Raw genomic sequence first — 24,051 nt, forward strand, 5'->3', positions numbered from 1 at the left:
GGACCACATCTCAATCCCCATCCCCGCCGCGTTGGGCGGGCTCCTTCGGCCTTCGTTTCAGATGCAGCATCTCAGCCAGTCCCCCACCGATCCGGGTTTCGTGCAGAACCCCTACCCGTTCTATGACCGCGCCCGCCGGGCCGGCCCGCTCTTCCGTTGGACGGAATACGATCTGATCTGCGCCACCACGCATGAGGCCGTGAACACGCTCCTGCGAGATCGCCGTTTCGGGCGCGAACCGATCGCACCGCCGCCCGTCCCCGAGCATCTGGAACCGTTTTACGCGGTCGAGGCGCATTCCATGCTGGAACTGGAGCCGCCGCGCCACACCCGCCTGCGCAGCCTGGTGCTTCGCGCCTTCACCTCGCGCCGGATCAAGGCGCTGGCGCCAGAAATCGCTGCACTGACCCATCAGCTTGTCGATGCGTTTCCCGAGGGCGAAAGCGATCTTCTCGATACGCTTGCCCGGCCCCTGCCGGTCACGATCATTGCCCGGCTTCTGGGCGTGCCCGAAGCAATGGCGCCGGATCTGCTGCGCTGGTCGAATGCGATGGTGGGCATGTATCAGGCCGGTCGCACCCGCGCCGACGAGGACGCCGCCGTCGCCGCGACCGAGGCTTTCGTGGAGTTCATGCGCGACTATGTCGGCAAGCGCCGTTCGGAGCCCCGTGACGACCTGATCAGCCATCTTATCGCCGCCGAGGAGGACGGAGAGAAACTCTCCACCGACGAGCTGATCACCACCTGTATCCTGCTCCTGAATGCCGGGCATGAAGCGACGGTTCATTCCATCGGAAACGGTGTGAAACTCTGCCTCGAAACCGGCGCACGGCCCGGGGAACACCCCGATCTTCTGGTCGAAGAGGTCCTGCGCTACGACCCGCCGCTGCACCTTTTCACGCGATATGTCTACGAAGAGGTGGAGGTTTTGGGCCATACCTTCCGTCGGGGTGACGAGGTCGGCCTTCTACTGGCCTCCGCCGGGCGCGACCCTGCAGCCTATGCCGATGCGGACCGGTTCCTGCCCGACCGCCGGGACGGACCCGCCAATCTGGCCTTCGGGGCGGGCCTGCATTTTTGCGTCGGGGCTCCTCTGGCGCGTCTGGAGATGCAGATCGCGCTGCCTATCCTGTTCGAGCGCTGCCCGGATCTGCGCCTGATCGCGACGCCGGCCTATGCGGACATCTATCATTTCCACGGGCTCGAGCGTCTGATCGTGGCCACGTGATCGGGACGCATTCGCCGGCACGGCGACCGGCGATGCGCCCTGCGACTTTCACTCGAACCGGATGCTGGCGCTGACGCCGCCATCGGTGGTGCGTGTAGAGGGGTTGCCCAGCACCCGGACAGAGGCACCGGCCCGTGCCTGCACCGCCGCGGATTGATCGGCGTAGCCCAGGGCGCTTGCCCCTGCACGCGCGGATATCGACAGCGTGCGGCACTCAAACGCGCCCGCGTCCAATCGGGCCCCGGCGCGCACTTGCGCATTCAGATCTGTGCAAGTGCCCGCAAGCTGCATGGTGGCACCGCTTTGCACCTGAACGTCCGTTCGGCCGGCCGCGCCTTCGAATTGCAGGCGTGCGCCGGAAGCGACCCGAAGCGAGCTCTCCTCTGCCTCTACCCCTTCTATGTCAAGCGAAGCACCCGATTGTGCCTCTGCCTCGAAGCGATCCGTCACCGGCACATCCGCGGTTACCGTCGAGCCGGAACGGGATATCACCCTCGACAGGACCGGCATCTGGATATCCACCTCGAAGCGATCCTCGTCGTTCAGCGAAGGCTGAAGCCACGGGGTTTCCCGCTCGATCCGCAGAATATCTCCGTCCTGCTCTATCACAAGCCGGTCGATATCGCCGCGCCGTGCCGTCGCCTCCACCCGGAACGGGCCCTCGCGCAATGTCGCAACAATACCTTCGGCCACCTCCACCTGAGTGAAGTCCCTGACCTCGAACATCCTGTCCTGGGCCACCGCACTGCCGGCAATCATGATCGCGGCGGCGGCCCCTAGGCTCAAACGCATGAACATCCCGAGAATCTCCCTGTCTCACAAAATGTGAAAAAGAAGTATGTAAACAGAATTAACATTCAAGAGCCACGGGCGAAATTTTCAAAGCAAGCGTCCAAGGTCAGGCGCCGGAGCTACTCCGCGGCGACACGCTGCTTCAACATCGGCGCCAGATAGCGCCCGGTATGGGATCGGTCTTCCAAAGCGACGTCTTCAGGTGTGCCCGTCGCCACGACCCTTCCACCGCCATCGCCTCCTTCGGGGCCGATATCAATGATCCAGTCTGCGGTCTTGACCACGTCCAGATTGTGCTCGATCACGATGACGGTGTTGCCCTGCTCGACCAGTTCATGAAGAACCTCCAGCAGTTTTCGAACATCCTCGAAATGCAAACCGGTGGTCGGCTCGTCCAGAATATACAACGTCCGACCTGTGGAGCGTTTGGCAAGCTCCTTCGACAGCTTGACGCGCTGCGCCTCCCCACCCGAGAGCGTCGTGGCCTGTTGACCCACCTTGATGTAGCCCAGCCCGACGCGCACCAGCGCATCCATCTTCTCGCGGATCGAGGGGACCGCCTTGAAGAACTCCTGCGCGTCCTCGACCGTCATGTCGAGCACATCGGCGATGGATTTGCCCTTGAAGCGGATCTCCAGCGTCTCGCGGTTGTACCGCGCGCCCTTGCAGGTCTCGCACGTGACATAGACATCGGGCAGGAAATGCATTTCGATCTTGATGACGCCATCGCCCTGGCAGGCTTCGCAGCGTCCGCCTTTCACGTTGAAGCTAAAGCGCCCGGGCTTGTAGCCTCGCGCTTTGGATTCCGGCAGGCCTGCGAACCAGTCGCGGATGGGCGTGAAGGCGCCCGTATAGGTCGCAGGGTTCGAGCGCGGCGTCCGCCCGATGGGGCGCTGGTCGATATCGATCACCTTGTCGAGATGTTCCAGTCCCTTGATCGTCTCGCAGGGCGCCGGCGTCTGTCGCGCGCCGTTCAGTTTCATCGAGGCGGTCTTGAACAGCGTCTCGATGGTCAGCGTGGATTTGCCGCCGCCCGACACACCCGTCACGCAAACGAACTTGCCCAAGGGGAAATCGACCGTCACATCCTGCAGATTGTTGCCCGTGGCCTTGACCACGGTGACCTTCTTCTTGTTGCCCTTGCGCCGGGTTGCCGGTACCGCGATCTTGCGCGTGCCCGACAGATACTGCCCGGTGATCGACGCCGCATCGCCCATGATCTGCGCTGGCGTTCCCTGGCTGACGATCTGCCCGCCATGCACGCCCGCCCCGGGGCCGATGTCGAAAACATAATCCGCCTCGCGGATCGCCTCTTCGTCGTGCTCGACCACGATCACCGTGTTACCGGCATCGCGCAGATTTTTCAGCGTGGTCAGCAGCCGGTCATTGTCGCGCTGATGCAGGCCGATGGAGGGTTCGTCCAGCACATAAAGCACGCCCTGCAGGCCCGATCCGATCTGGCTGGCCAGACGGATCCGCTGCGACTCCCCGCCCGAAAGCGTACCCGCATTGCGGCTCAGCGTCAGGTATTCCAGCCCCACATTGTTCAGAAACCCCAGACGTTCGCGGATCTCCTTCAGGATCGCGCGCGCGATCTCGTTTCTCTGGTCGCTAAGATGCTCGGGCACCTGCGCGCACCAATCGGCGGCCTCCCGGATGCTCATCTGCACCACTTCGCCCACATGCAGCCCGCCGATCTTCACGGCAAGGGCCTCGGGGCGCAGACGGAAGCCTCCGCAAGTGCCGCAGGGGCGGTTGTTCTGATAACGCTCGAATTCTTCCCGGATCCACGCGCTGTCGGTCTCGCGATAGCGGCGTTCCATGTTGGGGATCACACCTTCGAAGGTGCGTTTCACCTGATAGACGCGCCCGCCCTCGTCATAGCGGAACTGGATTTCCTGCTCCCCCGACCCGCGCAGAAACACGTCCTGTATTTCTTTCGGAATGTCCTTCCATGGGGTCTTGGCCGCGAAGCCGTAGTGATCGGCAATGGCCTGGATCGTTTGCAGGAAATAGGGCGATTTGCCCTTGCGCCATGGGGCAAGGGCCCCGTCTTCGAGGGTCAGCGCGGCATCCGGCACCACCAGCCGTTCGTCGAAGAACAACTCCACCCCAAGCCCGTCACAGGACGGGCACGCCCCGAAAGGCGCGTTGAACGAAAAGAGCCGCGGCTCGATCTCGGGGATCGTGAAACCGCTGACCGGGCAGGCAAAATTCTCGGAAAAGGTGATCCGCTCAGGCGTGCCTTCCTTCGGCGCCGTTTCCAGAATGGCGATCCCGTCCGCAAGGTCGAGGGCGGTCCGGAAACTGTCGGCCAGGCGCGTCTCCGCCCCTTCGCGCACCACGATCCTGTCGACCACAACATCGATGTCGTGACGGAATTTCTTGTCCAGCGTGGGCGGTTCATCAAGCTCGTAGAACTGCCCGTCGACCTTGACCCGCTGAAAGCCCTGCTTGCGCAGTTCAAGGAACTCCTTGCGATATTCGCCCTTCCGGTCGCGGATGATCGGCGCCAGAAGGTAACCGCGCGTCCCCGCCTCCAGCGCCATTACCCGGTCGACCATGTCCTGAACCTGCTGCGCCTCGATCGGCAGGCCCGTGGCCGGGCTGTAGGGCGTTCCGACACGGGCGAAAAGCAGGCGCATGTAATCGTAGATCTCGGTGACCGTGCCGACGGTCGAGCGCGGGTTCTTGCTGGTCGTCTTCTGTTCGATGGAAATCGCGGGCGACAGACCGCTGATATGGTCCACATCCGGCTTTTCCATCATATCGAGGAACTGCCGCGCGTAAGCCGACAGCGACTCCACATAGCGGCGCTGCCCCTCGGCATAGATCGTATCGAAGGCCAGACTGGATTTGCCCGAGCCGGAAAGCCCGGTGATCACAACCAGTTCATCCCGTGGGATATCCACATCGATATTCTTCAGGTTGTGCTCGCGCGCGCCGCGCACTTCGATATTTTTCAGCTCAGCCATCAAGGCCCCCGTTTGCCGCTGGCTAACACATAGGCGAGCCGGCCTGAGTCTCCAACGAAAATGTGCGAACGAAGCAGGAACATGCTGACAGGATTGTCAACGCTGCGCAACCCGGCCTCCTATCCACAGGATCGAGACGAGCCCGGCGGCCATGATCACCACCGTGATTGCGACCAGACCGGCCAGACCGCCCACCGCCATGGCGGCCGCAAAAATCGGGCTGCCGGCGGATGTACCGACATTTCCAAGCTGCGCCAGGGCGCCATTGGCCTCCGCCTGGGCCACTGACGTGTCGTTGAGCGCCGGAATTGCCGCAAAGCTCGCGCCGGGCACCAGGCCAATGCTGACGAATGTCAGAAACGCGAGCCACGGCTGCGCGATCTGGGGCAGCAGCAAGAGCCCCACCATGCCAATCACCGTGGTGATATAGGACACCCGCAGGATCACGAAGACCGAATACCGCCGCGCCAGCCAGCCCGCCAGGAACGTGCCGCCAAGCGCCGTGAGCGGCAGGACGCTCGCCACCAGCGGGACCGGCAGATGTCCCGCCACGAAAGGGGCCAGAAAGGTCAGCAACGCCACGAAAATCAAGGTATGCCAGAAAAATCCGAGCGCGGGGGCCAGACGGTGCGGATCGGAATAGATCGCCCGGTGGGCGGCGACAAAGCCGGGCCATGGCGTGGAAGACGGGCCGATCGGCGCGACCATCCGCCAGACCAGTGCGGCCAGCGCCCAGAACGCCAGGCCATGCAGCATCCAGGCGGCCCCCAGTCCCCCGATCCCGACAAGCACCGGAAGGAGAAGGGCGCTGAGCGCGAATGACACGCCGAAGAAGCTGGCCCATAGCGCCATCACCATGGGCTGGTCCCGCAGGCTGCTGATCCGCGCCATGAGCACCGGCGCCGCAACCACGATCGCCAGATGCGTGACACCTTCCAACAGCCGCAATCCGATCAGCACCGGAAAAGGCGGCAGAAGGCTTTGAGCCATTGACAGGGCGCCGCCCGTCAGCAGCGCGGTCAGCAAGACCGGCCTCGGGCCGAACCGCCCCGCGCCCATGCCCGCAACCGCACCCAGAAAGATGCCCGCCACACCCACGGCGGAGACGACGAGCGCCAGAACCGGCTCGGGCCGGTCATAGGTCGCGCCAAGGGCTTCGAATATCAGGGAAACCTTGCCGAATTGCGCCGCGGCAAACAATCCGGTCACCCAAAGCAGAATAACCTGCGCCCAATCCGTCCTGACCCGATGCTCCATTGCCGCGACATGACAGCGGGGCGCCGGACGGTCAACCACCCCATCGCAGACTTCACAAATGAAGCGGCGCGGCCTAGCATCCTCTGCATATTCACGCCGTGCGGCAGGCGCGGCATTTGCATTTTTGATATCGAATATGGAGTTTCCCCATGCGCCAGCTTCTGTCAGCCGTGCTTCTCTCTGTCTGCATCCTGTTGCCCGCCGCACCTGCGGTCAGGGCGCAGGGCGACGAAACCCCCGCCGCCATTCTGGTTCTCGATGCCTCCGGCTCCATGTGGGGCCAGATTGACGGCATCAACAAGATCGTCATCGCCCGCGAGGTCATCGGCGGGATGCTGCAGGATCTTCCCGTCTCGCAGGCCATAGGATTGACTGTCTATGGCCACCGGACTCGTGGCGATTGCGCGGATATCGAAACGCTGATCGCGCCGGGTCTGGACACCCGTGCGGCCATCGCTGAGGCGGTCAATTCGATCAACCCGCGCGGGCGCACCCCGATGACCGCCTCGGTGGTGGAAGCCGCCCGGGCGCTACGGCACACGGAAAACGCCGCCACGGTCATCCTTGTCTCGGACGGGATCGAAACCTGCGAGGCCGACCCGTGCGCCATCGCTGCCGAGCTTGAGGCGTCGGGCATCGCCTTCACCGCCCATGTGATCGGATTCGACGTGGCAGACCCTGAAGCGCGAGCCCAGATGCAGTGCATCGCGGACAACACCGGCGGGCAGTTCCTGACCGCGGACAATGCCGAGGAACTGGCGCAGGCGCTCGAACAGGTCGCCGTGGCCCCTGCCCCGGTGGCGACGCCGATCACCCTGCGCGCGCTTGTCGAACCCGACATGTCGGCCCCGGTCTCCCCCCTTGAGTGGACATTGTTTGACGCCGACGGCAACCAGGTTCTCGACCCGACCCGGGCCCCGACACTCACCGCGCAGCTTCCGCCCGGCAGCTATCGGACGCAGGTGTTGCGCATGGCGCAGGACAGCGAACACGGCGCGAGCTTCACCGTCGAGGAAGGCGTGGCGCAAACTGTCACCATCCTCCTGCCCTTCATTCCGCCAGCCACCCATGGGGTCACCTTTACCGCCCGGATCGGTGGCGAGGATGGCCCGCTGATCACGGACCCCGTTCTATGGGATATTCGCCCTGTGCCCGACGACGCGGCCGAAACCGAAGAAGGTAACGGGCTGATCTTCGATATGGCCAACGGATCCTATACCGTATCGGCCTACTGGACCGTGCAGGAGGTCAGCCAAGAAGTGCAGTTCATCGTCATCGACGCGGCCCGCGAGATCACCGTGGTGTTCGAGGAACCCGCAGTGACCGCCACGATCGTCGCCCCCGCCTCCGCCATTGCCGGATCGACCATCGAGGTCGGGTGGAACGGGCCGGACATGCCCAACGACTACATCGGGATCGGGCAGGAGGGCGCCACTGGCAGCGACGCCTGGCGCAACTACACCTATACGCGCGACGGCAACCCCCTCAGCCTGCTGGCGCCGCCCGAACCGGGCGAGCACCTGATCGGTTATTTCCTGGCCGACGGGCGCGAACGGATCGGCGCGGCCCGGATCACCGTCACCCCTGTAGAGGCCACTCTGATCGCACCGGAAACCGCGCGCGCCGGAGATACGATCAACGTGGACTGGACCGGGCCGGATTACCGCAACGACTATATCGGGATCGGCCGCGCGGAGGCGACCGGTTCGGACCGATGGGAGAACTACACCTACACCCGCGAGGGCAATCCTCTGCAACTGCTCGTGCCCACGGAACCCGGCGATTACGCGATCACCTATTTCCTCGATCAGGACCGAACCCCGCTGACCTCTGTCCCGATCACCGTCACCGCGCTGGAAACCGGCGTCACCGCGCCCGCCACGGCCATCGCCGGATCGACCATCGAGGTCGGATGGACCGGGCCCGACAACCAGAACGACTATATCGGGATCGGCCGCGCGGAGGCGACCGGCTCGGACCGGTGGGAGAACTACACCTACACTCGCGAGGGCAATCCTCTGCAACTGCTCGTGCCCACGGAACCCGGCGATTACGCGATCACCTATTTCCTCGATCAGGACCGGGCCGCGCAAGCGACCAGCGTCCTGAACGTGACCCCGGTTGGAGCAAACCTGACGGCGCCGGACCGCGCAGAAGCCGGCGCGACCATCGAGATCGGATGGACCGGGCCGGATTATCACAACGATTACATCGGGATCGGGCGAGCGGATGCGACCGGCAGCGCGGCCTGGGAGAGCTACGCCTACACCCGCGATGGTTCCCCCCTCAGGATACAGGTTCCCGATGAACCGGGCGCCTATGTGATCCGCTATTTCATGTCGCAGGACCGGACCGAACTGGCGAGCCGGCCTCTGATCGTGGACTGATCCGGCAAGCCGAGAACGAAAGGGGGCGGCCACCAGCGGCGCCGCCCCCTTGTCCCGATTACGGTCCCGCGGTCTAGAAGTTGATGACCCGGTCATAGGCATCAAGCACCGACTCGTGCATCATCTCGCTGAGCGTGGGGTGCGGGAAGATGGTTTCCATCAGGTCCTCCTCGGTGGTCTCCAGCTGGCGGCCCACCACGTAACCCTGGATCAGTTCGGTGACCTCCGCGCCGATCATATGGGCGCCCAGAAGCTCGCCCGTCTTGGCGTCGAACACGGTTTTCACCAGCCCCTCCGCCTCGCCCAAGGCAATCGCCTTTCCGTTGCCGATGAAGGGGAAACGCCCGACCTTGACGTCGTAGCCAAGCTCCTTCGCCTTCGCCTCGGTATAGCCGACGCTGGCGACCTGCGGGTAGCAATAGGTGCACCCGGCAATGCTTTCGGGTTTGCTTGGGTGAACCTTGTTCTTGCCCGCGATCAGTTCGGCCACCATCACGCCTTCATGGCTTGCCTTGTGTGCCAGCCACGGCGCGCCTGCGATGTCGCCGATGGCGTAAACCCCCTCCACGCCCGTGCGGCAGAATTCATCCGTCACCACATGGGTCCGGTCGATCTTCACGCCAAGCTCCTCCAGCCCGAGTCCCTCGACATTGCCGACGATGCCCACGGCGGAGATCACCGTGTCGAACTCCTGCTTCTCAACCTTGCCACCGATCTCGATATGCGCGGTTACCTTGTCCCGGGCGCGATCAAGCTGCTTGACCATGGCCTTTTGCAGAATCTTCATCCCCTGCTTCTCGAAGCTTTTCTTGGCAAAGGCGCTGATCTCGGCATCTTCCACGGGCAGGATCCGGTCCATCACCTCCACCACGGTCGTGTCGGCGCCAAGGGTGTTGTAGAAGCTGGCAAACTCGATCCCGATCGCACCCGAGCCGATCACCAGGAGCTTCCTGGGCATGTGTTTCGGGGTCAATGCCGCCTTGTAGGTCCAGACCCTGTCGCCATCTGCCTCCAGCCCAGGCAGTTCGCGGGCGCGGGCGCCTGTCGCCAGGATGATGTTCTTGGCGCCCAGTTCCTCGGTGCCTTTGTCGGTCTTGACGCTGACCTTGCCCTTGGCGGGTATCGTGGCGTCGCCCATCACAACGGTGATCTTGTTCTTCTTCATCAGATGGCCGACCCCGGAATTCAGCTGCTTGGCCACCTTCCGCGAGCGTTTGACCACCTCGTCCAGATCGTAGCCGATCCCGTCGGCCTTCAGCCCGAACTCCTTGGCCCGCTGCATCAGGTGAAAAATCTCCGAACTTCGCAACATCGCCTTGGTCGGGATACAGCCCCAGTTCAGGCAGATGCCACCCATATGCTCCCGTTCGACGATGGCGACGTTCAGACCAAGCTGACTGGCGCGGATCGCGGCAACATAGCCCCCCGGTCCGGCCCCGATTACAACGATGTCAAAGCTTTTGGCAGCCATGGGCGACCCTCCTGGCGAAAATTTTGTTCAGCATTAAACTATCTGACCGTATGTCGCAATTGATCCATGGGGCGCAGTATTGTCGCGGCGTTATGCCCCCGACAACCACGCGATTGTCGTGGCGATGACCTGATCCAGCATATCGGGCCCGGTGAAGACATTGAACACATGATCCATCTCCATCAGCACCAGCGTGTCGGTCGCGTTTCCGCGCGCATCCAGCACCGACTGCCCCATCGCGGGCTGCGGCGTGATCAGGTCGTCATTGGCCCCCACGACCACCAGCACCGGGCCGGGGTAATCCGCGATCGCGCCCACCGGGTCGCTGTCAGGGATTTCGTGAAAGAAGGCGCCGTTCAGCTCCATCTCGGCGCCCCAGGGCAAGGTGAAACCCACTGGCGTGGCCGGTGCCGCAGCCAGCCCGGCCTCCATCACCTCGGGTCCGAAAAGTGCCCCGAAGGAGACACGCGGTGCCGTCACCGGGTTCAGCAAGACGACGCGGGCCAGATCCGGACGCTCGGCAGCCAGATGGGCGGCGACAAGCCCGCCCTGACTCCAGCCGATCACGGCAATTTCTCGGGCGCCGATATCGGGATGCGCGGCCATCCAGTCGACGGCCGCCACCGCATCCTCGATCTGGGTGGAAAAGGTCGTCTCTTCCCAGGGCATCTCCAGGCTCTCGCCCGAACCGCGGAAATCGATCCGCAGGCTCGGCATTCCGGCGGCCGCAAGCTGCCGCGCGAAGCGGGTGAAAACGAAATCCTCCGTGCCTTCCACCGGAAGCTCGTCGCGGGTGCCGGTGAACCCGTGCAGCAGCAGAACTGCGGGCCCCGGCCCGTCAGACACCTCGTAGGTGCCGATCACGCTGTCTCCGCCCACGTCCAGCCGCACATCCTCGGCCATCGCCGCCCCTGTCGTCACCAGCACAGCGGCCAAAGCCGTTCCGATCCGTGTCATCGCGCCGTCCCTTCCTCTCAATCAGGTCGGTCGGAGGGCACGCAATCGGCTCAGATCAGCCTGCAGCCTCCAACTCGCTGACAACCTTGCCATAGCCGCCATCTTCCATAAAGCGCTGTTCGTCGACAGAACTCTGCCGACCGAGCGCCTCGTTGCGAAACGGAAAGCGGCCGAACGTCCGGATAATCTCCCGATGGGCCCGGGCGTGCAGGATGTTGCTTTGCCCGGTTTCCGGCATCCGCTCCTTCATCAGGCGCACGCAGTGATCCTGATCGGCCAGAATTTCGGAATGACAGAAGGGCATGTAGAAAAACTGCCGTTCCGGCTCGGCGGCGCGCATGTCCCAGCCGTTTTCGATCGAATAGCAGGCGGCGGATTTGGCCTTGAGATCGGTGGCAAAGGCCCGGGCCTGCCCCCGGAACATGTTGCGCGGAAACTGGTCCAGCAGGATGACGAGCGCCAGCGCCTTCTGCGGGTGGCTCGTCCAATCCGACAACTCGCCCCGCTCTCCCTTTTCCCAGAGATCCATGAAGCGCGTGGTGATCTCCTCATCCAGCGCCGCGTCCTGCTTGTACCAATCCTCGGGCGAACGCTCGGTCAGCCAGAAGGCCAGAACCTCCTCCGACGGGTGCGGGTTTGTCATCGCTCTCCTCCTTCACGACCTTTGGCGGTCTTGGGAGCACCTTACACGGCGGGCTGCGACTTGTCTTCCGTCTCCTCGGCTTCCTGCGCAGCTTCGATGAAGGCCTCCTGCGCCCATTCCATGGCGACCGGCGATGTGGTCGCCATCACCGGGGCATAGCTGCCAGTCTCGTCCGACGACGGCGCGGGCCGCACGGTCATCCGATAGACCGCATAGACCGCAAGCGTGGCCATGAGCACGGCGAGATAGATGAAATAGCCCGACGGCCCGATTGCCCCCATGATCGCACCCACCGCGAGGGGGCCGAAGATCGCGCCGACCCCGTTGATGAAAATCAGCCGGCCGCCGGCCGCCGCCATCTGTTCATGTTCCAGAAAGTCGTTCGTATAGGCCACCAGAAGCGCATAAAGCGGGTTCGCCATACCGCCGAACAGGAATGCCGCCGTTAGCAGCAGCCAGAACAGGCCGCCGCCCAGCACCGCGACCACGGCGAGCGCGGCGGCCAGAACGCTGATCGCGAGGATCAGCACGCGGCGGTCCATCCGGTCCGATATCCACCCGATCGGGTATTGCAGCAGCAGGCCGCCCACATAGAAAGACGCGACGAAAATCGAGATCTGGCCAAGGCCAAGCCCGGCCTCGGTGCCATAGACCGCCGACATGCCGAACATCGCCGAATAGACGCCCCCCATCACGAAGATGCCCGCACATCCAAGCGGAGAGACGGCGAGGACTTCGCGCAGGCTCATCGGTTTGGTGGTCTCGAAGGCCGGCGTCGGGGTGACCGACAGCAGGATCGGCGCAAAGCTCAGCGAGACGAGCACCGACAGCACGATGAAAAGCGTGTACCCGGACGGATCGCCCAGAACCAGCAGACCCTGCGCGGAGACGATGCCCGCCATCTGCACCACCATGTAGATCGACAGCGCCTTGCCCCGCGTCTCGTTGGTGGCCGCGTTGTTCAGCCAGCTTTCTGCGGTCACGTACACGGCGGAGAAACAGAACCCGATGATCACGCGCAGCACCGTCCAGCTGATCGGATCGGTCAGCACCGGGAACAGAACCAGCGCCGCCGAGATCATCGAGCCCAGGGCCGCGAAGACGCGGATATGCCCCACCCTTCGGATCATGTCCGGCGCCATGCGGGAGCCGCCCAGAAAGCCCGCGAAATAGGCGGACATGACGATCGACAACTCCAGCGTCGAAAACCCCTCGATGGCGCCGCGCACGCCCAGAAGGGTCCCCTGCAGGCCGTTTCCGACCATCAGCAGAAGCATGCCCAACAGCAGGGCCCAGGAAGAGCGAAGAACATCTATCATGGGGCCGTCCCTAACTGTTTGAAGCCAGTTAGGTCATCCAATTTCGTCACGATCTGTCACGTCTGCGACGGAATCAGCAGCGAGGCGTCCCCGTAGGAGAAAAATCTGTATTCCTGCTCAATGGCATGGGCGTAGATCTCCTTGATCCGGTCCGCGCCCATCAGTGCGGAGACCAGCATCATCAGGGTCGATTTCGGCAGATGGAAATTGGTCATCAGAGCCTGCGTGATCTTGAACCGGTAGCCGGGGTAGATGAAGATATCGGTGTCGCCCTGCCACGCGGTGAGGGAGCCATCGGCACCCGCAGCGGTTTCGATCAGCCGCAATGCGGTGGTGCCCACCGGGATAATCCGGCCGCCGGCGGCTTGTGTCGCAGTGATCTCGGCGGCGGCCTCGGCGGTGATCTCGCCCCATTCCGCATGCATCCGGTGCGTGGTCACGTCATCCACGGTGACCGGAAGAAAGGTGCCCGCGCCCACATGAAGCGTCACGAAACTCATCGTGACCCCCCTGTCGCGCAGCGCGGCCAGCAACGGTTCGTCGAAATGCAGGCTGGCGGTGGGCGCTGCCACCGCGCCGGAGCGGCGGGCCCAGATCGTCTGATAATCCTGCTTGTCCTGCGCATCCGCCGCCCGTTTGCCCGCGATATAAGGCGGCAGCGGCATGGCGCCGGCCGCATTCAGCGCCGCGTCGAAATCCGTACCGCTCAGGTTGAACCGTAGGTGCAACCCGGCCTCCAGCGCCGTCACCTCGGCCGACAGATTGTCGGAGAACACCACCTTCTCACCGATCGCCAGCTTGCGCAGCGGCTTGGCCAGCGCCGACCAGCTGCCATCGGCCTGCGGCTCCAGCAGAGTGACCTCGACCTTGGCCTTCACGATCTCCGTGCCGGTGTCGCGCCAGCGGATCCCCGACAGGCGCGCCGGGATGACCTTGGTGTCATTCAGGACCAGCCGGTCGCCGGGACGCAGGATGTCGGGCAGATCATAGACATGCCGGTCCTCGGTCGTAGGGCCGTCGGCCAGCAACAGGCGCGCCGACGATCTGGGCCGCGCGGGCCGGGTTGCGATCCGGCCCTCCGGCAGGTCGAAATCGAAATCGTTCAGGTTCACTGGCTCAGCTCCGGTGGCGGACGGCGAAAGATCTCGCGGAAGATGCCCGGCGTCAGAATCGACAGCGGGTTCACGTTTACACGTGTGTTTTCCGGCGTGCCGGTCAAGCGGTAAGTGACACCGAAAAGCCCCTCGCGGCGAGGGGCGAACAGCGCGCCCAGAACGCCGTTGACCATGTAAAGCGGGGACACGACGCCCTGCATGTCGAAGCGCCGGTTGGCGATGTCATAGACCCCGTCCATCGAGATGCCCATGGATGGCCCCACCGCCGTGCCCTGTTCGACGACGATGGCCCGCGGATCGAGACGGAACCGCGCCTCCACCTCGCCGAGATTGATGCCGGTGTCGCCCAGTTGCTCCAGAAGTCCCACGATCGAAACGGCGTTCAGAAGCTCGGCCATCGCAGGCGCGTTGCGCAGGCGCGGCCCGTTGATCGTGATCTGGCCGATATAGGCGCCGGTCTGGCCCGTCGGTCGCATGACAAGCTCCATCGCACCGCCATATGCATTCTCGAACAGGCCCGCCGCGCGCATGACCGCCCCGCCATCATCCGAGCGCAGCCGCACAGCCGCCCCGTTCGCCGTTGTCACTAGCGTGCCGCTGACCGGCACCGCGCCGTTGACCTCTCCCCGGAACTGTCCTGACAGACCGCCCGCCGCAGTCAGATCCGCCGCGACCGAGTTGAGCGCGATGCCATCGCTGATCTGCAACCGGTCCAGGCGCACCGTCAGGGGCCCGCTGCCCGCCCCGCCGCGCGCGCGCCCGCCGCCCGACGGCACCCGGCGCAGATCGACGCTGCCGCCGGTCAGCTCGACCGAGGGCGCGCGCCCCTCCCCCCGGCCCACCAACGCGCCGGTCACATCGAGCCAATCGTTCAGCCGGAACCGCGTGGCGGTCAGCCGGTCGAACCCGCCACCCTCACGCAGGCGGATATCGCCCTGAAGCTCCAGACCCGTGGCGGCCAGTTCCAGCGAGGTGACACCGGGCGCGGGGCCAAGACGCACCGTCGCGGCAAGCCGCCCGGCCTGACCCTGCGGCTTTTGCCATGACAAGGCGTCAAGCCGCAGCCCAAGACCGGTGAGATCTGACGACAGAATCAGATCGGGCGGGCCCTCCTCCCCGCCGAGATCCAGAACGAAATCAGCCCCCGTCGATCCCGTGAGAAGCCCGTCGGGCAGCACCACACCAAAGCCGGCCAACCCGTCCGGAGACAGAACGCCCGTACCCTCCAGCCGGCTGCGGCCATCGGCGCCGGGGCCAAGGGAGCGGGTCCATCGCCCGGTGGCCGCGATCCCGTCGAGGCGCGCGCGTCCACTGATCGCGACGCGGTCCGGCACAACATCGACCTCAAGGCTGTCGGCGCTCACCACCCGCCCGGCCACGAGTGTATCTGAGCGGATGTCGGCCAGCCGGCCGCTAACCTCGAAATCGATCTCCTCGAACGGCACCTGTTGGCGCAGCGGCACGGTGAGCCGCCCGCGCAGATCGGCCCGCCCCGTGGCCAGCGTCTCCGCAGAGAGCCGACCGTCGGAAAACAGGTTCACCGGCGGCAGTTCCAGAAGGCTCAGCACATCGCGCAGCTCCCCGCGGGCGTGGAGGTCGAAGGTGGTATCGGGGCCGCGCACCCGCACATCCTCGATCACCATCGTCGATCCCGCCAGCCCGACCGATCCCCCCAATGGCCCTGTCACTCCGCCCGCGCTAAGCGACATCACAAATCGCGGGCCGGTCAGCGACACATAGCCCCGCGCGCCCTCGATGGGAGGCATCTCGCGCAAGGCATGGATCGTGGCCTGCTCGAAGTCGAGACGCAGCATCTGCGCCGGTCTCTCCCCCGGTTCCTGCCGGAGGGAGAAGCGGATATCGCGCAACGTGCCGCCGGTCAGATTGCGCTCCAGCCAGCCCCGGGTGTTCGGGATCGCGCCGGTCGGCCAGTAGGGCAGCACGTCGGTCGCCGCGACTTCGGGGATCGTCGCGTCGATCCGCATGCTCAACCCGTCGGGGCGCGCCGCAATCTCGCCCTCAGCACTCAGATGCAAGGCGCCGTCGAACAGCACCGCCTGCCCCAGTTCAAGGCGCACGAAAGGCGACAGGGACAGCCGCATATCCATAGCGCCCCCTTCGAACTGCACAGGCGCGGCAAAAACACCCTCGGGCGCGGCTTCGATCCCGGTGAAGTGAAACTGGCCGACATAGCTGGTGCCATCTTGCATAAGATCGGCATTGCCCGTGGCCCGGAACCGTAAGGCGGGCGCATCCACGTCGAGCGCGGAGAAACTCAGCCGTGCGGCGGCCGCATCGTAATCGAAATAGGCGCTGAGCGCTGTGAAGGGCAGAGGTGCCACTCCCTCGCCCAGAGAGATACGGCCTTCCCCGATATCCAGCGCGCCGCTCAAATCGCCAACCGTGCCGTCATCTCTGAGCCGCGTCGTCAGCGCCCCTGAAATCGGCGCGCGCATCAAATCGAGCCAGGCAAGCGCGGGAGCGGCGCTGGCCACGTCCCGGGCCGCCAGATTCTGGAACTGCGCGCGCATATCCGTTCGCCCCAGTTCGGGGTTGCGGGTTACCGCAAGCGACAGACTCGCGTTCCGGCTTCCCTCCAGCTGGCCGCCCATGATCAGGGTCAGCGCGGCGCCCTTGCGCTCCAGGCGCAGGTTGGCGTCATGGGCCCGGATCTCGCGGCCCGTCACCGCATCGTTCAGGATCAGTTCCAGCCCGCGCCCGCTGATCTCCTGCAGTTCGGCGAAGATCGGCTGCGCGAACATCGCATCGATCCGGGCCAGCGTCTCGGTCAGATCGCGGGCCTCGGCGCGGCGCTCATCGGTCAGGGCCAGATCCAGGCGCCCGTCGGCATCGCGGACCATGCGCAGGCCGGCACCGGTCAGGTCTACCCGATAGGGCCGCATCTCTCCGCGCAGCAACGCGCGCCCGTTCAGATGCACCGAGAGTTCCGGGAACCGCGCCCGCAGGTCGTCGCCGTCGCGGAGCACCACATCGCTCAGCACGATCTGCGGTGTCACCCCGCCCTCGCGCAGCGCCAGCCCGATGTCGCCGATTTCGACCCGATTGGCCGCCATCGCCCGGTCGAGACGCGTCTCGATCATCGTCTGAACGCCGTCGGGCAGGCGCAGGACATTGTCCATCGCCATCCAGATGACGGCAACCAGCATCAGCACCGGAACCAGCACCAGCAGGCTCAGAACCGTACTGCACCACCAAAGAATCCGCCGACGCAATCGGCGGGGCGGGGTCTGGCTTACGTCCTTTGGCTGCTCTGCCATGGGTGGCCTGTCTGAGGGGCATTTGCCCGGCGCGTCGATCTTGTCCTTTATCTTCGCCGCAAATCCCCTAGCTTGCAAACCGAACGCGGCCAAGCCGCCCGTCACAATTCGATGAGGTTCACATGCTCGACACCGGCGCTCCCGCCCCCGATTTCACGCTGCCCCGCGACGGAGACGGCGAAATCACCCTTTCCGCCCTGCGGCCCGCTGCGGTGGTGCTTTATTTCTACCCCAAGGACGACACGTCCGGCTGCACCAAGGAGGCGATCGCCTTCACCGAGCTTGCCCCGGAGTTCGAGGCCGCGGGGGCAAAGATTATCGGCATCTCCAAGGATACCGTCGCCAAGCATGACAAGTTCATTGCCAAGCACGACCTGGGCATCGCCCTTGTGTCCGACGCGGAGGGCGATGTCTGCGAACGCTACGGGACATGGGTCGAAAAGAACATGTACGGCAAGAAATACATGGGTATCGAGCGCGCTACGTTCCTGATCGATGGCGAGGGCAAGATCGCCCGGATCTGGCGCAAGGTGAAGGTGCCGGGCCATGCGGATGCGGTGCTGGAGGCCGTGCGCGCGCTGTGAGCACGCCGGCCAGCCTTGCCGAGATGGCCGTGGCGGTTCTGACCACGGCGGATGCCCGCGCGAAAACCGCGCTCTCCCGCGACTTCGCAAAGCGCTGGAAGGCCTCGCGGGCGGAAGCTGGCCGCGCCATTCCAATTGGCGCCGCCTGCCCGCCCGACCAGCCGGCGCGACCGATGCAGCCGCCGCTGCTGGACCCGCGCGACGTGCCCCGCCGCAAACCCGGAACGCTCGCGGGACGTACCGCCATTCTCCATGCGGTTGCCCATATCGAGCTGAATGCGGTGGATCTGCACTGGGACATCCTTGCCCGGTTTGCGCATGTGCCCATGCCGATGGGATTCTACGATGACTGGGTGCAAGCGGCCGATGAAGAGTCCAAGCATTTCAACCTGATCGCCGATTGTCTGGCGGAGATGGGCAGCTTCTACGGCGCGCTCTCCGCTCATGCGGGCATGTGGCGCGCCGCAGAGGATACGGCCGATGATTTCATGGGGCGGCTTGCCGTCGTCCCGATGGTGCTGGAGGCGCGCGGGCTGGATGTCACGCCCAACATGATCGAGGTTTTCCGCCGCGCGGGCAACGCCCCCGGCGCGGCGCAGGCCGTTTCCGCGATGGAGGTGATCTATGCCGAGGAGGTACACCATGTAGCCTATGGCTCCAAATGGTTCCACTTTCTGTGTGGGCGTGAAGATACCGACCCGAAAGAGGCTTTCCACCGCCTCGTCCGGCGCTACTTCCACGGCGCGCTCAAACCGCCCTTCAACGAAGAGAAGCGCGCCGAGGCAGGGATTCCCCCCGATTTCTACTGGCCGCTGTCCGAGAAAGCCGGGTGAAGGCCGCCAGATCGGCGGATTTCCGCTCAAACCGCCCATTGCTGGCGTCTTTTAGCCACACTTAAAGATAAATCATTGAGGCAATAATCCCCATCGCTTATGCCCTTGCGGAGCTACGATGCCGCGTAGGGGATGACGCGTGCGGGCGACAAGACGGAGCATGGGGCAGAATATCGTGAAGACACGGGCACTAAACCGCTTGAGCGCGGTCTTGGAAAAGCATCTTCCTGAACAGCGACTGTTTCTCAAAGCCGATGAAGGCACGCGGTTCGTGCGGCTCCGACCCGGAACACAGGCCCTGATGATCGCAGGCGGCGCGCTTTTCGTGGGCTGGACCGTCATCGTCACATCCATTTTCCTCATCGACACGATCAGCGCAGGCGGCGCCCGGGATCAGGCCGCGCGCGAACAACTGACCTACCAGACACGACTGAATGCGCTTTCCGACGAGCGCGACGCCCGCGCGGCGGAGGCACGTCTGGCCCAGGACCGGTTCGCGGTGGCGATGGATCAAGTGTCGGACATGCAGTCGCGGCTGCTGGAATCCGAACAGCGCCGGCGCGAGATGGAAACGGCCGTCGACGTGATCCAGACCACGCTGCGCCGCACCATGTCGGAACGCGACGAGGCCCGCGCCCGCGCTGATCAGCTTATGGCCGAACTTCAGGCCGAAACCGGAACGATCCAGACCGCGGCCGGCCGCCAGCAGGACATGGAACAGACGATGACCTTCCTCGCCGAGGCGTTGGAGGATACCGCGAGCGAACGCGACAATGCGCATCTCAACATGGCCGAAGCTCATTCCGAGGTAGAGCGGCTTCAGTTCGAGGCCGAACTGGCCGCCGAGCGGAACGAGCGCATCTTCACCCAGATTGAGGAAGCCGTCGCAATGTCACTGGAACCTCTGGACAACATGTTCCGCAGCGCCGGCATGCCCACCGACCAGATCATCGAGCAGGTGCGCCGCGGCTATTCCGGCCAGGGCGGGCCACTGATGCCAATCACCATGTCGTCACGCGGGCAGGAACCCGACGCGATGTCGCTGCGTGCCAACGAGGTGCTGGAAGGTCTCGACCAGGTGAACCTGTACCGGATGGCGGCCGAGCAACTGCCCTTCGCGATGCCGGTTCAGTCGTCGGTCCGCTTCACCTCCGGGTTCGGCTATCGCCGCGACCCGATCAATGGCGGTCGGCGGCTTCACGCCGGTACCGATTTCGCGGGTCCCGTGGGTACGCCGCTTTACGCCGCGGGTGACGGAGTGGTCATATTTGCAGGGCGCCAGAGCGGATATGGGCTCATGGTGAAGATCCAGCACCCCTTCGGGATCGAAACGCGTTACGCTCATATGTCGCGCCTTCGCGTGTCCGAAGGCCAAAGGGTCTCGCGCGGGGACCGGATCGGTGATATGGGAAGAACGGGCCGTGTAACGGGGTCGCATTTGCACTACGAAGTGCGCCAGAACGGCACTCCAATCAATCCGATGAACTTCATCACCGCAGGTAGAGATGTTTTCTAAATCCAAGATCAACGATCCCGCCCCGAAACCGGGCGATGACGCCGCCGCAAAATCGGCGAGCGTGCCGGTCGAACGCCCGGCAATGCCGCTTGGCACCCCCAGCACACCGAAGGCGAAGCCGCCCGCCTCCACGCTCAGTGCGGATCTGACCATTGTGGGCAATCTGCGCACATCGGGCGATATCCAGGTCGAGGGCCATGTGCAGGGCGATATTCGCGCCCATCTTCTGACCGTGGGCGAAAGTGCCACGATCGAAGGCGAAGTGGTTGCCGATGACATCGTGGTCACCGGCCGCGTGGTCGGCCGGGTCAGAGGGCTGAAGGTTCGCCTGACATCCACGGCGCGGGTCGAAGGGGATATCATCCACAAGACCATCGCCATTGAATCGGGCGCGCATTTCGAAGGCTCGGTTCAGCGCCAGGAAGACCCGCTTGCCACCTCGGGCCAGCCCAAGGCGACGCCGCCTTCGGCGGTTTCCAAGCCCCCCTCCTCGCCGGTTCAGGCCGCGCCCAAACCCGCGGCTGCCGCCGAGAGCAAAAGCTGATCCTTGAGCACTGGCCTGCCTTCTCAGGGCGCCGCCGCCACGACAGTGAAAAAGCCGGGCCATGTGCCCGGCTTTTGCGCGCCCGAGGCACGGCCGTTCATTCTCTTTTCCGCCATTCTGGCCTCGGCCCTCGGGTTCATAGACGGCACGCTGGTCGCAATTGCGCTGCCGGCCATGCGCGACGGCCTGAACGCGACACTGGTTCAGGCGCAATGGATCAATAACGGCTATCTGCTTCCCCTCTCCGCGCTGATCCTGATCGACGGGGCCATCGGGGACAGATACGGGCTGGCCCGCGTCTTCGCCGCCGGGATTGCCGGTTTCATGCTGGCCTCGCTGGCCTGCGCCGTCGCCCCCACGCCGGAAACGCTGATCATGGCGCGCGTGTTTCAGGGCATCGGCGCTGCGGTCATGGTGCCCGGCAGCCTTGCGCTTATCGCCCGCGCCTACCCCTCGGCGGAACGCGGCCGGGCCATCGGCATCTGGGCAGCGGCCTCCGCGCTGACCACCGCACTCGGGCCGATCCTGGGCGGGCTGGTTCTGAGCTTCGGCGGCCCCGAGATGTGGCGGCTTCTCTTCGCGATCAATCTGCCGCTTGGCGCGCTGGCGCTCTGGATGATCCTGACCAAAGTCGCCGCCGACCCCGCGCGCCCCGATCATTCGCTGGATCTGCCCGGCGCGGCCCTGATCACCGGTGCGCTCGCCCTGATTGCTCTGGGCCTTACCAGCGCGTCCGAAGGGCATGCCGTCAACTGGACACCCGCCCTTGTCGGCGCGGCGCTGTTCGCGGGATTTCTGGCATGGGAGACCCGCAGCCCCTCGCCCATGGTTCCGCTTGATCTGTTCCGAAATCCCGGTTTCTCTGCCGCGAACGGGGCGACCTTTCTGATCTATTTCGCGCTGTAGACGCTGCTCTTCACCCGCACCAAATATTCATAAAAAATGAACCAATATACGTATCTTGCACAAGTTGTTAAAATAAAATCCCCCCAACTTATCCTCCAGAGCAGTCGCTTGGTCGCTTCTCTTGTACTGGGCAAGAAAGCCGCCTTTCCTCGAATGTAGAATCGGTTGAGCACCGCAGCCGAGCAGAGGTTGGCCTTAAAAAGGACACCTCAGATCAACAGACTATCCTTGTGATTTTGAGGATAGCTCGCCAGTTGCGCAATCACCGTTTTCAACCGGATTGATGGTGGATCATAAACTAGTTCGATTGCCGTCCTTTTCCAGACTGGATCTCTGCCGGCCGCGGGATTGTTGTGGGAGCACCATTGAATAAAAAATAATATTACAATAATTTAATTGGATGACGTGACTTTCGTCCTCTACCGCATCCCTCAGGTTGGATCGGTTCTTCGTTATCAAGCTGCCATAGAGCCCACAGGATTTTTGCCGGAATTTGTCGTAGGTGTACGCTCTTGGCATTTGCGGAGGGCGGTCACACGCATCGATATTCATGGGCGCTAACTGATCGATGCTGAAGAGGGACGGTACTGACTCTCTTGCGCGGGTTGAACCGCACTGGGATTGTCGGAGGTTGTACCAACCCTTGCGGTTCAATCAGTCTATCGAAATGTCGAAATGCATCACGTCTTCGCGGGTACCAAGCTTGGTGTACAAGGCGATGGCAGGATCGTCGCCGTAATCTGCCTGCACGTACATGACGCTGTCGCCGCTCGCTTTTGCAATCTCCCCAAGGTCTCCGATTATTGCGGTCGCAACGCCCTGGCGTCGCCATTCTTCGGCGACGGCAAGGTCGTAAATGTAGAACTCCGAGCGATCTTGCTCAAACTTTGGCAATTCATATGCGACCAACGCGCCGACAACCCTCCCGCCCGCAAGAGCGACAAGTGCGAAAAAATCTTGTTTCGCCAGAACGACATGCCGGTAGTCTGGTGAAGGCCTTGCGCTGCTGTAGCTTTCCGGATCATCGAAAGCTTCAGCAAACAGATCAAGCATTTCGCCATAACGGATGTCGTCACCGGGCGCCAATCGGCGGATCGAATAAGCTAGGGGTTCGGCTTTTGGCGTCATGATGGTTCTCCAATAGGGATATGCAAGACTTGCACACTGCGTCTGAAGGGTCAGCCTTTGGGGCTGCTCTCAAGTGTTGGCTGCTTTCAGGTCTTGTTTCTCATTATCAGTGATCACCTTGACGCTGCTTCAAGCCAGCGAAGTCTGGGCCTTGTCACCGGGGCGCTATCCGGTCTTTGGCCATGGATCTAATCAACGTCCAGGCTCGCGTATTCGGTGACCCAGGACCGGATGTATTGATGTGCATCGGACCAATCCAGCCAAGTCGCTTCTGCCCACTCTCTGACTTTGGAGATATGGAATGAAGTCCCCGCGAAAGGTGCAATATCGATTGCTCTCACCCTGAATTCCACAGGCACCATGAGCGGGCGGAGTGTCTTCTTATGCTGCGCGAAGTCCAGCATCACGGCGTTGGTTTCGCGTGGCGGGCGGGGACTTGTGAGTTGCAACATCAAGCGGGCGAGGTGCAAGCCAACGGATTGGACGGCGCGTCGGTCTTTTTGGGTGCCCGGATGCTGAACGGCCCATGTGTCGACCGTCAGGCGGTGCGCGTCCAGCAGGTTGTTTGAACTGTATTCGGCTGCGAGCAGGCTATTGAAGGCAGCGAAGCAGGCAGGCGACGACTGCATGTAGGCGTGGATAGGCCCATTCGTAACAGGGAGCACTGCCCCGCACCCCATGCATCGCTCGGTTCTGGATGCATCTATCAATGAGAAATCCTCTTCAAGCTATTGGCCCATTCAGGTGCCATTGGAGCGAGCTTTCAGCGCGTCATCTAAACCAACTAGAGATCGACCCGCGTGATTGGGCGCCAGGTCGCACCGATCCAGGTTTCTGTGTCAAATGGGACAAAGCCTCGGGGCACCACTGATTTCGGCAACACAAGATAGCCTTCCTGACCTGAGGGAAGCAGCGCGTAATGGTTTGCAGCGTCGACGGCATAAGCCCACCATTCGCCTGACCCCTCGTTCATCCGAACGACACGGAAGGTCCAGATGGTACTCTCGGCTGGGATGAAGAAGCCGGTTCCGGTCGCCAGATAATAGGCATTCTCCACGAACTGTCCGCTTGCCAGCACGGCAATTGCGCCAAGACAAAACGCGAGCAGCCTCCATCGA

Annotated in this window: 19 protein-coding genes; 7 read left to right on the top strand and 12 right to left on the bottom strand. The window is 63.6% G+C overall.

Annotation, left to right across the window (positions count from 1 at the left end):
* Positions 1-61: 61 nt before the first annotated feature.
* Complete coding sequence (locus D9R08_RS10260; protein WP_121897947.1) at positions 62-1,228, top strand: cytochrome P450; 1,167 nt, start codon at positions 62-64, stop codon at positions 1,226-1,228.
* A gap of 48 nt (positions 1,229-1,276) precedes the next feature.
* Here the strand turns inward: D9R08_RS10260 and D9R08_RS10265 are convergent, their stop codons facing one another.
* The 3 genes from D9R08_RS10265 to D9R08_RS10275 form a co-directional block, all read right to left on the bottom strand.
* Complete coding sequence (locus tag D9R08_RS10265; RefSeq protein WP_121897948.1) at positions 1,277-2,026, bottom strand: GIN domain-containing protein; 750 nt, start codon at positions 2,024-2,026, stop codon at positions 1,277-1,279.
* Positions 2,027-2,139: 113 nt separating this feature from the next.
* A complete protein-coding gene (gene uvrA / locus D9R08_RS10270; RefSeq protein ID WP_121897949.1) occupies positions 2,140-4,995 on the bottom strand; it encodes an excinuclease ABC subunit UvrA in 2,856 nt (951 codons plus the stop codon).
* 96 nt (positions 4,996-5,091) lie between these two features.
* Positions 5,092-6,252 (bottom strand): MFS transporter, encoded by a 1,161-nt coding sequence (locus tag D9R08_RS10275; protein WP_121897950.1) that lies wholly within the window; start codon positions 6,250-6,252, stop codon positions 5,092-5,094.
* A 149-nt stretch (positions 6,253-6,401) separates the two neighbouring features.
* Between D9R08_RS10275 and D9R08_RS10280 the strand changes: the two genes are divergently transcribed.
* Positions 6,402-8,639 carry a VWA domain-containing protein gene (locus tag D9R08_RS10280; RefSeq protein WP_121897951.1) on the top strand — a complete coding sequence of 746 codons (2,238 nt, stop codon included), beginning with the start codon at positions 6,402-6,404 and terminating at the stop codon, positions 8,637-8,639.
* 73 nt (positions 8,640-8,712) lie between these two features.
* On the opposite strand, the gene lpdA is transcribed toward D9R08_RS10280, so the two are convergent.
* From lpdA to D9R08_RS10310, 6 genes are all read right to left on the bottom strand, one after another.
* The gene (gene lpdA / locus D9R08_RS10285; RefSeq protein ID WP_121897952.1) at positions 8,713-10,110 is read right to left on the bottom strand and encodes a dihydrolipoyl dehydrogenase; all 1,398 of its coding nucleotides are present in this window, start codon (positions 10,108-10,110) and stop codon (positions 8,713-8,715) included.
* A gap of 90 nt (positions 10,111-10,200) precedes the next feature.
* Positions 10,201-11,067, bottom strand: a complete 867-nt coding sequence (locus tag D9R08_RS10290) for an alpha/beta hydrolase family protein (protein ID WP_121897953.1) — start codon at positions 11,065-11,067, stop codon at positions 10,201-10,203.
* Positions 11,068-11,122: 55 nt separating this feature from the next.
* Positions 11,123-11,710, bottom strand: a complete 588-nt coding sequence (locus tag D9R08_RS10295; RefSeq protein ID WP_121897954.1) for a DUF924 family protein — start codon at positions 11,708-11,710, stop codon at positions 11,123-11,125.
* 41 nt (positions 11,711-11,751) lie between these two features.
* Positions 11,752-13,029 carry an MFS transporter gene (locus tag D9R08_RS10300; protein WP_121897955.1) on the bottom strand — a complete coding sequence of 426 codons (1,278 nt, stop codon included), beginning with the start codon at positions 13,027-13,029 and terminating at the stop codon, positions 11,752-11,754.
* A 56-nt stretch (positions 13,030-13,085) separates the two neighbouring features.
* The gene (gene queA / locus D9R08_RS10305; RefSeq protein ID WP_121897956.1) at positions 13,086-14,141 is read right to left on the bottom strand and encodes a tRNA preQ1(34) S-adenosylmethionine ribosyltransferase-isomerase QueA; all 1,056 of its coding nucleotides are present in this window, start codon (positions 14,139-14,141) and stop codon (positions 13,086-13,088) included.
* A complete protein-coding gene (locus D9R08_RS10310) occupies positions 14,138-17,422 on the bottom strand; it encodes a YhdP family protein (protein ID WP_121897957.1) in 3,285 nt (1,094 codons plus the stop codon). The genes queA and D9R08_RS10310 overlap by 4 nt, the downstream gene beginning before the upstream one ends.
* 122 nt (positions 17,423-17,544) lie before the next feature.
* Between D9R08_RS10310 and D9R08_RS10315 the strand changes: the two genes are divergently transcribed.
* The 5 genes from D9R08_RS10315 (at position 17,545) to D9R08_RS10335 (ending at position 21,805) form a co-directional block, all read left to right on the top strand.
* On the top strand, positions 17,545-18,006 hold the full coding sequence (locus tag D9R08_RS10315) for a peroxiredoxin (protein ID WP_121897958.1): 462 nt from the start codon (positions 17,545-17,547) through the stop codon (positions 18,004-18,006).
* 23 nt (positions 18,007-18,029) lie between these two features.
* Complete coding sequence (locus D9R08_RS10320) at positions 18,030-18,839, top strand: ferritin-like domain-containing protein (RefSeq protein ID WP_121898002.1); 810 nt, start codon at positions 18,030-18,032, stop codon at positions 18,837-18,839.
* A gap of 175 nt (positions 18,840-19,014) precedes the next feature.
* The gene (locus D9R08_RS10325; protein WP_121898003.1) at positions 19,015-20,355 is read left to right on the top strand and encodes a DUF5930 domain-containing protein; all 1,341 of its coding nucleotides are present in this window, start codon (positions 19,015-19,017) and stop codon (positions 20,353-20,355) included.
* Positions 20,345-20,899 (top strand): bactofilin family protein, encoded by a 555-nt coding sequence (locus D9R08_RS10330; protein WP_121897959.1) that lies wholly within the window; start codon positions 20,345-20,347, stop codon positions 20,897-20,899. The genes D9R08_RS10325 and D9R08_RS10330 overlap by 11 nt, the downstream gene beginning before the upstream one ends.
* Positions 20,900-20,944: 45 nt before the next feature.
* Positions 20,945-21,805, top strand: a complete 861-nt coding sequence (locus D9R08_RS10335; RefSeq protein ID WP_199709323.1) for an MFS transporter — start codon at positions 20,945-20,947, stop codon at positions 21,803-21,805.
* A gap of 654 nt (positions 21,806-22,459) precedes the next feature.
* Here the strand turns inward: D9R08_RS10335 and D9R08_RS10340 are convergent.
* The 3 genes from D9R08_RS10340 to D9R08_RS10350 all read right to left on the bottom strand — a co-directional run bounded on the left by D9R08_RS10340 (position 22,460) and on the right by D9R08_RS10350 (position 23,990).
* Positions 22,460-22,933 carry an AAC(3)-I family aminoglycoside N-acetyltransferase gene (locus D9R08_RS10340; RefSeq protein WP_121897960.1) on the bottom strand — a complete coding sequence of 158 codons (474 nt, stop codon included), beginning with the start codon at positions 22,931-22,933 and terminating at the stop codon, positions 22,460-22,462.
* A gap of 188 nt (positions 22,934-23,121) precedes the next feature.
* Positions 23,122-23,613 carry a DUF5946 family protein gene (locus D9R08_RS19115; protein ID WP_121897961.1) on the bottom strand — a complete coding sequence of 164 codons (492 nt, stop codon included), beginning with the start codon at positions 23,611-23,613 and terminating at the stop codon, positions 23,122-23,124.
* Between the two features lie 104 nt (positions 23,614-23,717).
* Positions 23,718-23,990, bottom strand: a complete 273-nt coding sequence (locus D9R08_RS10350; protein ID WP_147450655.1) for a hypothetical protein — start codon at positions 23,988-23,990, stop codon at positions 23,718-23,720.
* Positions 23,991-24,051: the final 61 nt, after the last annotated feature.

It is taken from the genome of Rhodophyticola porphyridii, assembly GCF_003688285.1.
In the GTDB taxonomy this organism is placed as follows: Bacteria; Pseudomonadota; Alphaproteobacteria; order Rhodobacterales; family Rhodobacteraceae; genus Rhodophyticola; species Rhodophyticola porphyridii.

What these genes read in the sequence shown, in the direction of transcription:
- D9R08_RS10295 (WP_121897954.1), bottom strand. Translation starts at nt 11,710, where the DNA reads ATGACAAACCCGCACCCGTCGGAGGAGGTTCTGGCCTTCTGGCTGACC.
- D9R08_RS10260 (WP_121897947.1), top strand. Translation starts at nt 62, where the DNA reads ATGCAGCATCTCAGCCAGTCCCCCACCGATCCGGGTTTCGTGCAGAAC.
- lpdA (WP_121897952.1), bottom strand. Translation starts at nt 10,110, where the DNA reads ATGGCTGCCAAAAGCTTTGACATCGTTGTAATCGGGGCCGGACCGGGG.
- D9R08_RS10320 (WP_121898002.1), top strand. Translation starts at nt 18,030, where the DNA reads ATGGCCGTGGCGGTTCTGACCACGGCGGATGCCCGCGCGAAAACCGCG.
- D9R08_RS10290 (WP_121897953.1), bottom strand. Translation starts at nt 11,067, where the DNA reads ATGACACGGATCGGAACGGCTTTGGCCGCTGTGCTGGTGACGACAGGG.
- D9R08_RS10330 (WP_121897959.1), top strand. Translation starts at nt 20,345, where the DNA reads ATGTTTTCTAAATCCAAGATCAACGATCCCGCCCCGAAACCGGGCGAT.
- D9R08_RS10310 (WP_121897957.1), bottom strand. Translation starts at nt 17,422, where the DNA reads ATGGCAGAGCAGCCAAAGGACGTAAGCCAGACCCCGCCCCGCCGATTG.
- uvrA (WP_121897949.1), bottom strand. Translation starts at nt 4,995, where the DNA reads ATGGCTGAGCTGAAAAATATCGAAGTGCGCGGCGCGCGCGAGCACAAC.
- D9R08_RS10280 (WP_121897951.1), top strand. Translation starts at nt 6,402, where the DNA reads ATGCGCCAGCTTCTGTCAGCCGTGCTTCTCTCTGTCTGCATCCTGTTG.
- D9R08_RS10265 (WP_121897948.1), bottom strand. Translation starts at nt 2,026, where the DNA reads ATGTTCATGCGTTTGAGCCTAGGGGCCGCCGCCGCGATCATGATTGCC.
- D9R08_RS10275 (WP_121897950.1), bottom strand. Translation starts at nt 6,252, where the DNA reads ATGGAGCATCGGGTCAGGACGGATTGGGCGCAGGTTATTCTGCTTTGG.
- D9R08_RS10315 (WP_121897958.1), top strand. Translation starts at nt 17,545, where the DNA reads ATGCTCGACACCGGCGCTCCCGCCCCCGATTTCACGCTGCCCCGCGAC.
- D9R08_RS10340 (WP_121897960.1), bottom strand. Translation starts at nt 22,933, where the DNA reads ATGACGCCAAAAGCCGAACCCCTAGCTTATTCGATCCGCCGATTGGCG.
- D9R08_RS19115 (WP_121897961.1), bottom strand. Translation starts at nt 23,613, where the DNA reads ATGGGGTGCGGGGCAGTGCTCCCTGTTACGAATGGGCCTATCCACGCC.
- D9R08_RS10300 (WP_121897955.1), bottom strand. Translation starts at nt 13,029, where the DNA reads ATGATAGATGTTCTTCGCTCTTCCTGGGCCCTGCTGTTGGGCATGCTT.